The organism is Arthrobacter sp. Soil_N43 (genome assembly GCF_057655195.1).
In genome coordinates, this window is record NZ_JBDGML010000068.1 from 1 (window position 1) to 8,040 (window position 8,040).

The 8,040-nt window shown below is 65.3% G+C and carries 10 protein-coding genes; 2 read left to right on the plus strand and 8 right to left on the minus strand.

Translation table 11 applies throughout. The features are described 5' to 3' along the window. Together AC3A3W_RS06570 and pgl are read left to right on the plus strand one after the other, a co-directional pair. Nucleotides 1-286, plus strand: a 286-nt coding sequence (locus AC3A3W_RS06570) for an OpcA/G6PD domain-containing protein (RefSeq protein WP_487441299.1), incomplete at its 5' end; no start/stop codon positions are given. Beyond that, nucleotides 276-1,094 carry a 6-phosphogluconolactonase gene (gene pgl, locus AC3A3W_RS06575; protein ID WP_487441300.1) on the plus strand — a complete coding sequence of 273 codons (819 nt, stop codon included), beginning with the start codon at nucleotides 276-278 and terminating at the stop codon, nucleotides 1,092-1,094. The genes AC3A3W_RS06570 and pgl, both read left to right, overlap by 11 nt. On the opposite strand, the gene AC3A3W_RS06580 is transcribed toward pgl, so the two are convergent. From AC3A3W_RS06580 to AC3A3W_RS06615, 8 genes are all read right to left on the minus strand, one after another. Further along, nucleotides 1,065-1,448, minus strand: coding sequence for an RNA polymerase-binding protein RbpA (locus AC3A3W_RS06580; protein ID WP_487441301.1), 384 nt, complete (start codon nucleotides 1,446-1,448; stop codon nucleotides 1,065-1,067). The genes pgl and AC3A3W_RS06580 overlap by 30 nt on opposite strands. A gap of 85 nt (nucleotides 1,449-1,533) precedes the next feature. Next, nucleotides 1,534-1,791 carry a preprotein translocase subunit SecG gene (gene secG, locus AC3A3W_RS06585; protein ID WP_205652988.1) on the minus strand — a complete coding sequence of 86 codons (258 nt, stop codon included), beginning with the start codon at nucleotides 1,789-1,791 and terminating at the stop codon, nucleotides 1,534-1,536. 49 nt (nucleotides 1,792-1,840) lie between these two features. After that, nucleotides 1,841-2,656 (minus strand): triose-phosphate isomerase, encoded by an 816-nt coding sequence (gene tpiA, locus AC3A3W_RS06590; protein ID WP_487441302.1) that lies wholly within the window; start codon nucleotides 2,654-2,656, stop codon nucleotides 1,841-1,843. A 99-nt stretch (nucleotides 2,657-2,755) separates the two neighbouring features. Next, entirely contained in the window at nucleotides 2,756-3,982 is a 1,227-nt protein-coding gene (locus tag AC3A3W_RS06595; RefSeq protein WP_487441303.1) for a phosphoglycerate kinase, read from the minus strand. A 10-nt stretch (nucleotides 3,983-3,992) separates the two neighbouring features. Beyond that, nucleotides 3,993-5,003 (minus strand): type I glyceraldehyde-3-phosphate dehydrogenase, encoded by a 1,011-nt coding sequence (gene gap / locus AC3A3W_RS06600; RefSeq protein ID WP_487441305.1) that lies wholly within the window; start codon nucleotides 5,001-5,003, stop codon nucleotides 3,993-3,995. 268 nt (nucleotides 5,004-5,271) lie between these two features. Further along, a complete protein-coding gene (locus tag AC3A3W_RS06605; RefSeq protein WP_205652984.1) occupies nucleotides 5,272-5,895 on the minus strand; it encodes a superoxide dismutase in 624 nt (207 codons plus the stop codon). A 168-nt stretch (nucleotides 5,896-6,063) separates the two neighbouring features. Continuing rightward, nucleotides 6,064-7,044, minus strand: a complete 981-nt coding sequence (gene whiA, locus AC3A3W_RS06610) for a DNA-binding protein WhiA (RefSeq protein WP_205652983.1) — start codon at nucleotides 7,042-7,044, stop codon at nucleotides 6,064-6,066. Between the two features lie 9 nt (nucleotides 7,045-7,053). Continuing rightward, on the minus strand, nucleotides 7,054-8,040 hold a 987-nt coding region (locus tag AC3A3W_RS06615; protein ID WP_487441306.1), incomplete at its 5' end, for a gluconeogenesis factor YvcK family protein.

The window sequence follows — 8,040 nt, forward strand, 5'->3', positions numbered from 1 at the left end:
GGACGCCCCCGTGACCATCGTCGCGGACCCCGCCGGGACCGGCATCCGCCGCGTCCGCCTCACCCGCGCCAGCGGCGACGTCCAGCTCTTCCGCCCCGGACTCTCCATCGCCGAACTCACCCAACCCGGCCAGCCCGCCCAACGCATCTCCCTGCCCCGACGCAGCCTGCGCGACTGCCTCGCCGAAGAACTCCGCCGCCTCGACCCCGACGAAGTATTCGGTGAAGTGATTACTATTGGACTGCCACGTACCAATCTAAGGAGTGTCCGTCCCAGTGAGCGCTGACCCTAGAGTAAGCATCCATCCAGACTCTTCCGTCCTCATGGCCGCCATCGCGGCACGCCTGATCACCAAACTCGTTGATGTCCAGGACAAATTCGGTGAAGCAACGGTGGTGCTTACCGGAGGCACCGTGGGCATCGGCACTCTCAAGGCGGTGGCGGATTCACCGGCAGCGCCTGCCGTGGACTGGACCAAGGTGAACTTCTGGTGGGGTGACGAGCGCTTCGTCGGCGCCAAGGATCCGGACCGCAACACGCTCCAGGCCCATGAGGCGCTGCTGCAGCACATCGGCATTGATCCTGAGCGTGTCCACGAGCCAGGCTCGTCGGATGACTTCGAGACGCCGGAACTCGCTGCCGAAGACTACGCCCGCCGGCTCGGCGAGGCTGCAGCGGCCGAACACGCTGCCGACATGTCGGATGACCGGCCCGAGAATCCGGGGAAACTGCCCCGCTTCGACGTTGTTCTGCTGGGCGTGGGGCCCGATGCCCATGTCGCGTCCCTCTTCCCTGAGCAGGGCGGCATCCGTGAGAAGCAGCTCACGGTTGTAGGGGTGCGCAACTCCCCCAAGCCGCCGCCGGAACGCATCTCCCTGACGCTCCCTGCGATCAATACCGCAGCAGAGGTGTGGATGGTGGTAGCGGGCGAGGACAAGGCAGGCGCGGTGGGCCTGGCCCTTGCAGGCGCCAACCCTGTCCAGGTCCCGGCTGCTGGACCGTCCGGCCGCTCACGCACCCTGTGGCTGATTGACGAGAATGCAGCCTCGCGGGTGCCGGAGCAGCTAGTCCGGAAGGCCCCTGCCGGCTCGTAGCCTTCGCAGCGCTCCAGCCAGGACGTCTTCCGCGTCCTGGCTGGAGCGTCTTTCTTTAACGTAGTCCAGGTGGCTCTTGTAGCCGTCGGCGTCATCAACCGGCAGCGCGTCCACGGCGGCACCGGGATGCCGGGAGGCCGGCTTCCCGCAGCGGCGGCAGTCCCAGACTCCGGGGATCTGGTCTTCCGGCAGCTTAACGAAAACAGGCCGCGTCTCGTGTCCCTGGATACACCAGTAGGAGACACGAATACGCGGCAACTGCTCGCCGGGCGGACCGTCGCCCTGATTCTTCAGTCCTGTTCCGTGCGTGACACCCACGCGGGTGCCCCGGAAGCCGGAAGACGGATGCGCCACCGGGAACTCCTCACTACTAAAGGACCATGGCTGTTAAGGTTCAACAGCCACAGTTTAGTGCGGAGTCCCCGGTGGCGTCAGGTGGCTAGGAGTCGGCGGTGCCGGTGAAGCGCATCAGCAGGCCGAGGGCAATGATGACGGCACCCCAGGTGATGCCCAGGATGACGGTGAACCTGTTCAGGTTCTTTTCCGCGACACCCGAGGAGCTCAGACCTGAGCTCATTCCGCCGCCGAACATATCCGACAGACCGCCGCCACGTCCCTTATGGAGCAGGATGAGCAAAGTCAGCAGGAGGCTGGTGACGCCCAAGAGGATCTGCAGAATGACATGAAGAACGTCCACGACGGCCTTTCAGAAAATAGGGAATGCGGGAGGTTGACCTGTGTCCGGACTAGTCCGTCACCAGGTGACTCTCGAACCTGACAATATTAGCAAACTCGGCCGGGTCGAGGCTGGCGCCGCCTACTAGCACACCGTCAACGTCACGCTCGTTGAGAATGGCGGCGGCGTTGTTGGCCTTCACGGAGCCGCCATACAGCAGCCGTACCTTGGCCGCGACGTCGGCGCCGAACAGTTCGGTCAGCTCGGCCCTGATAGCGGCGCACATTTCCTGGGCGTCCTCGGGGCCGGCAACTTCTCCCGTGCCGATGGCCCACACGGGCTCGTAAGCGACCACAAGCTCGGCGGCCTGCTCCGCCCCAAGACCCTCAACGTCGGCACGGAGCTGGTCCAGCGTGTGCTGGACATGGGTGCCGGCCTGGCGGATCTCCAGGCCCTCGCCGACGCACAGCACCGGTGTGACGCCGTGGCGGAAGGCTGCCTTGACCTTGGCGTTGAGAACGTCGTCAGACTCGTTGTGGATGGTCCGGCGTTCGCTGTGCCCCACGAGGACGTACTTGCACCCAAGCTTGTTCAGGAACTGCCCCGAGATGTCCCCGGTGTAGGCACCGGAGTCGAACTGGGACAGATCCTGCGCGCCGTAGGCGACGTCGAGTTCGTCGCCCTGGACGAGCGTCTGGACGCCGCGAAGGTCCGTGAAAGGCGGGAAGACGGCTACTTCCACCCGGCTGTAGTCATGCTTGGCGTCGGACAGGGTCCAGGCCAGCTTCTGCAGGAGGGTGATGCCCTGGACGTGGTCCATGTTCATCTTCCAGTTGCCCGCAATGAGGGGGGTGCGGTCAAAAGTGCCGTTAGTTGACGTTGTCAAGTGTTCTCCAAAGGTGCGGCTCAAAATGTGCTGATCATGTGAAGCAGCCGGCAGGGCGCCCGATACCTGCGGTTCAGGCGCCCTGCCGGCTGGGAGTTTTTAGCGGTCGAGAACGCTCAGGCCGGGGAGTTCCTTGCCTTCGAGGTATTCCAGGCTGGCGCCGCCTCCAGTGGAGATGTGCCCGAACTGGTCGTCAGCGAAGCCCAGGGTCCGGACTGCGGCGGCGGAGTCGCCGCCGCCCACCACCGTGAACGCGTCCGTCTCGGTCAGTGCCTGCGCAATGGCGCGCGTGCCGCCGGAGAAGGCTTCGAATTCGAAGACACCCATGGGGCCGTTCCAGAACACCGTCTTGGCAGCCCCGATCCGCTCGGCGAAGGCCTTTGCTGAGTCCGGCCCGATGTCCAGGCCTATGCCCTGAGCACCGAAGCTGCTGCTTTCGATGGCATCGGCACTGACGGTCTCGTGGTCTGCGTCCGCGGCGAATTTCGCTGCGACCACAACGTCGGTGGGCACCACAAACTCGGTGCCGGCATCGGCAGCGCGCTTGAGGTAGTCCTGGACCACGGGGATCTGGTCCTCTTCCAGCAGGCTTCCGGCCACGCGGTGGCCCTCCGCTGCGAGGAAGGTGAACAGCATTCCGCCGCCGACGAGGATGGTGTCAGCCTTGCCGATCAGGTTGTCGATGACCGCAAGCTTGTCAGAAACCTTCGAACCGCCGAGGACCACCACGTAGGGGCGCTGGGTGTCTGCCGTGAGCTTGCGCAGCACCTCCACTTCCGTGTGGACAAGATCGCCCTGGTACGACGGAAGCCGCGTGGCGACGTCGTAGACGCTGGCGTGCTTGCGGTGCACTGCACCGAACGCGTCATCCACAAAGGCGCCGTTGCCGCCCGTGAGTGCCACAAGCTCATCCGCAAAAGCGCCGCGCTCGGCGTCGTCCTTGCTGGTTTCGCGGGCGTCGAAGCGCACGTTCTCGAGGACCAGGACCTGTCCGTCCTGCAGCGAGGAGGCAAGCTCCTTCGCTGACTGTCCAACCGTGTCCTCGGCGAGCGAGACGGGGAACGATGCAAGCTCGGCCAGCCGGTCGGCTGCGGGCTTCAGCGAGTACTTGTCGTCCGGGGCGCCCTTAGGGCGGCCCAGGTGGGCTGTTACCAGCACGCGGGCACCGGCGTCCGTGAGCTTTCCCAGGACTGGCAGTGAGGCCTTGATGCGGCCGTCGTCAGTCACTGTAGAGCCGTCGAGCGGCACATTCAGGTCACTTCTGACCAGAATGTACCGCCCGCGGACACCTTCAGCGATCAGTTCGTTGAGGGTGTGAAATGTCATGTAGCTAACCCTAGCCCAGCTTTGCGGCGACGAGCTCCGTGAGGTCCACGAGTCGGTTCGAGTAGCCCCATTCGTTGTCATACCACGAAACAACCTTGACCTGGTTGCCGATGACCTTGGTCAGTCCGGAGTCGAAGATCGACGACGCGGGGTCGCCCACGATGTCCGAGGAGACGATGGGGGCGTCGGTGTAGCTCAGGATGCCCTGGAGCTCGTCGGACTCGGCGGCCTTCTTCAGGGCGGCGTTGACTTCCTCGACGGTGGTTTCGCGGGAGACGGTCACGGTGAGGTCCGTGGCGGAACCGGTGGGGACCGGAACGCGGATGGCGTAGCCGTCCAGCTTGCCCTTGAGTTCCGGCAGGACAAGCCCGATGGCCTTGGCTGCACCGGTGGAGGTGGGGACCATGTTGATGGCGGCGGCGCGGGCACGGCGGAGGTCGTTGTGCGGGCCGTCCTGCAGGTTCTGGTCAGCAGTGTAGGCGTGCACGGTGGTCATCAGGCCACGCTCGATGCCGAAGGAATCATTGATGACCTTGGCCAGCGGGCCGAGGCAGTTGGTGGTGCAGGAGGCGTTGGAAATGATGTGGTGCGCTGCGGGGTCATAGAGTTCGTGGTTGACGCCCATGACGATCGTGATGTCTTCGTCCGAAGCCGGTGCGGAGATCAGGACCTTCTTGGCGCCCGCCTCGATGTGCTTCTTGGCGGCTGCTGCCTTGGTGAAGAAACCAGTGGACTCGATGACGATGTCGACGCCCAGCTCGCCCCAGGGGAGGTTGGCCGGGTCACGCTCGGCGAGGACCTTGATGGCGTTGCCGTTCACGACCAGGTTGCCCTCTTTGACCTCAACGGTTTCGGTCAGGCGGCCGCCGACGGAGTCGTACTTCAGCAGGTGGGCAAGTGCCTCGGGGCTCGTGAGGTCGTTGACGGCAACGATCTCGAGGTCCGCACCCTGCGCAAGTGCTGCGCGGAAGTAGTTGCGGCCGATGCGGCCAAAGCCGTTGATACCAATACGGGTGGTCACTTTTTCAGTCTCCTTGGTGCTTGTGAAGCACAACTAGTTGAGAGGGCGTTCAAGCCAACTAACAGATCCCGCACGCCATTGGGCAGAGATGATTACCAGATCGGAGGGCGACCAGCCACATTGCTGAAGGCTAACCGCCTTCCGTGATCCATCTTACGTTTAAGAAGGTCCGCCCCCGCAAGTGCGGGGGCGGACCGTCCACAATTCGGCCCTAAACGGGCCAAATGTGAAGTTTGTTACCAGCGCATGTTGCGCGCGTCACAACCGACTAGAGCGTGATCAGACCGGTGGCGTTGGCACGTGCGGCGGCGAAGCGCTGCGCGACGTCGGCCCAGTTCACGATGTTCCAGAAGGCCTTGACGTAGTCAGCCTTGACGTTGACGTAGTCGAGGTAGAAGGCGTGCTCCCACATGTCGAGCATGAGCAACGGCGTGGTGCCGAGTGCCACGTTGCCCTGCTGGTCATAGAGCTGCTCGATGACCAGGTTGCCGCCGATGGGCTCGTAGGCCAGGAAGCCCCAGCCGGAACCCTGCAGGCCGAGTGCGGCTGCGGAGAACTGGGCACGGAACGCGTCGAACGAACCGAAAGCGTCGTCGATGGCTGCAGCCAGCTCGCCTTCCGGCTTGTCGCCACCGTCCGGCGAGAGGTTGTTCCAGAACACGGAGTGGTTGATGTGGCCGCCCGTGTGGAAGGCCAGGTCCTTGGAAAGGCGGTTGATGTTGGCAAAGTCGCCCTTCTCGCGGGCTTCGGCGAGCTGGGCCAGCGCGTTGTTGGCGCCCGCTACGTAGGCGGCATGGTGCTTGCTGTGGTGCAGCTCCATGATCTTCGCGGAGATGTGGGGCTCCAGCGCTGCGTAGTCGTACTTGAGTTCGGGCAGAACGTACTCGGTCACAAAATCCTCCAATGTCGTGGACAGTTTGTCCGGTTTGCTAACTCTCGGATTGTGCATCCGGATGACGGATCACCCGGAAATCTCAATGGCGGGACCCGGCCGCCTCCGAGCCGTAGCCCGCGGTCCGCCGGATAAGTCCACCATCTGGTCTTGATTCTAGGGGCGCCGTTACTCGTCCAGCATTTCCGGCGTCACATTGGCATCCGTCCCCGGAATGCCGAGATCCGACGCACGTTTGTCCGCCATGGCGAGCAGGCGCCGGATCCGGCCGGCGATTGCATCCTTGGTCATGGGCGGATCCGCAAGCCGGCCGAGTTCGTCGAGGCTGGCCTGCTTGTGCGCTACCCGGAGCTCCCCCGCGTATTTGAGGTGGTCGGGAACATCGTCGCCCAGGATCTCCAGGGCGCGGTCAACCCGCGCGCCGGCGGCCACGGCGGCCTGCGCCGAGCGGCGGAGGTTGGCGTCGTCAAAGTTGGCGAGGCGGTTGGCTGTGGCCCGCACTTCCTTGCGCATCCGCCTCTCCTCCCAGACCATGAGCGCGTCGTGCGCGCCCATCCTGGTGAGCAGGGCGGCAATGGTATCGCCATCGCGGATCACGACACGGTCCACTCCCCTGACCTCGCGCGCCTTGGCCTGGATGCCAAGCCGGCGGGCGGCCCCGACGAGGGCCAGGGCCGACTCGGGGCCGGGGCAGGTGACTTCCATTGACGACGACCGCCCAGGCTCGGTGAGCGAGCCGTGGGCCAGGAAGGCGCCGCGCCACACCGCCTCGGCGTCGGCGGCGGACCCGTTGACCACCACCGACGGAAGACCCCGCACCGGGCGTCCCCGGGCGTCCAGGAGGCCGGTCTGGCGTGCCAGGGCCTCGCCGTCACGGACCACCCGCACCACGTAGCGGCTGCCGCGCCGCAGCCCGCTGCCGGAAACCACAATGATTTCGCTCTGGTGCCCGTACACTTCTGCGATGGCCGCCCGCAGGCGCCTCGCCGTCGATGCCAGGTCCACCTCGGCTTCGATGACGATCCGGCCGGAAATGATGTGGAGCCCTCCGGCGAAGCGGAGCATGGCCGAGACTTCGGCCTTGCGTACCGAGGACTTCTTAATGTCCAGGCGGGACAGTTCTTCCTTGACTGATGCTGTCAGTGCCATGGCACCTTCCTAACTGTTCCCGAAAATATCCTGGTAGGCCGTTGCCAGCCGCAGGGGGTCGTGGACGGGACGCCGACCCGAAGCCCCTACTTTACCCAAGACGACCTCGGCTCCGATCATCCCGGCGGCCCGCTCAAACTCCTTCACGTCAGAAACGGACGCGGGGTCGGCCAGCACGACGTCGGCGCTGAAGTCCGGTGCGTAGCTGCGCAGCACGTGCAGGTGGTCGGCCGCGGACATTCCGGAGGTTTCCTTCGTGTCCATGGCCAGGTTCATGGTGAGGCAGCGTTTGGCCGGCGTGTCGCACAGCGCCTGCCTCATCTCCGGCAACAGCAGGTGCGGGAGGACCGAGGTGTACCAGGAACCAGGGCCCAGGATCACCCAGTCGGCAAGTTCGATCGCCGTCAGGGCTTCAACGCATGCCGGCGCATCCTCCGGCATGAGGCGGACACTTTCAAGCGAACCGGCCACGGCGCAGCGCGCCTGGCCCCTGATGGTGGTGAGGGTGCTGCTGCCGTCCGGCGCGGTAACGCGCACGTCGCCCTCAATGGTGAGTGGCACGGTGGACATGGGCAGGACCTGGCCGCGGGCCCCAAGCAGCGCCCCGGCCCACTTCAACCCGGCCACGGCGTCGCCGAGCAGCTCCCACAGGGTGACGATCAGCAGATTGCCCATGGCATGGTCGTCCAGGGAGCCACCGCCGGGCCCCGAGCGGAAGCGGTGCTGCATGACGTCGCGCCACGTGCGCCCCCAGTCGGTGTCGTCACAGAGTGCCGACAGTGCCATGCGGAGATCGCCCGGCGGCAGGACACCGTACTCTTCGCGGAGGCGGCCGGAGGATCCGCCGTCGTCCGCCACGGTGACCACCGCCGTCAGTTCGGAGGTCAGCAGCCGCAGCGCCGAGAGGGATGCCGCGAGGCCGTGGCCTCCGCCAAGGGCCACCACGGAGGGGCCCTTGGCCTGCTGCGAGCCCGCCAGGCCTGACGGTGGGATGAG

Coding starts and splice junctions, on each gene's coding strand:
- AC3A3W_RS06595 (WP_487441303.1), bottom strand. CDS start 3,982: ATGACATTTCACACCCTCAACGAACTGATCGCTGAAGGTGTCCGCGGG.
- whiA (WP_205652983.1), bottom strand. CDS start 7,044: ATGGCACTGACAGCATCAGTCAAGGAAGAACTGTCCCGCCTGGACATT.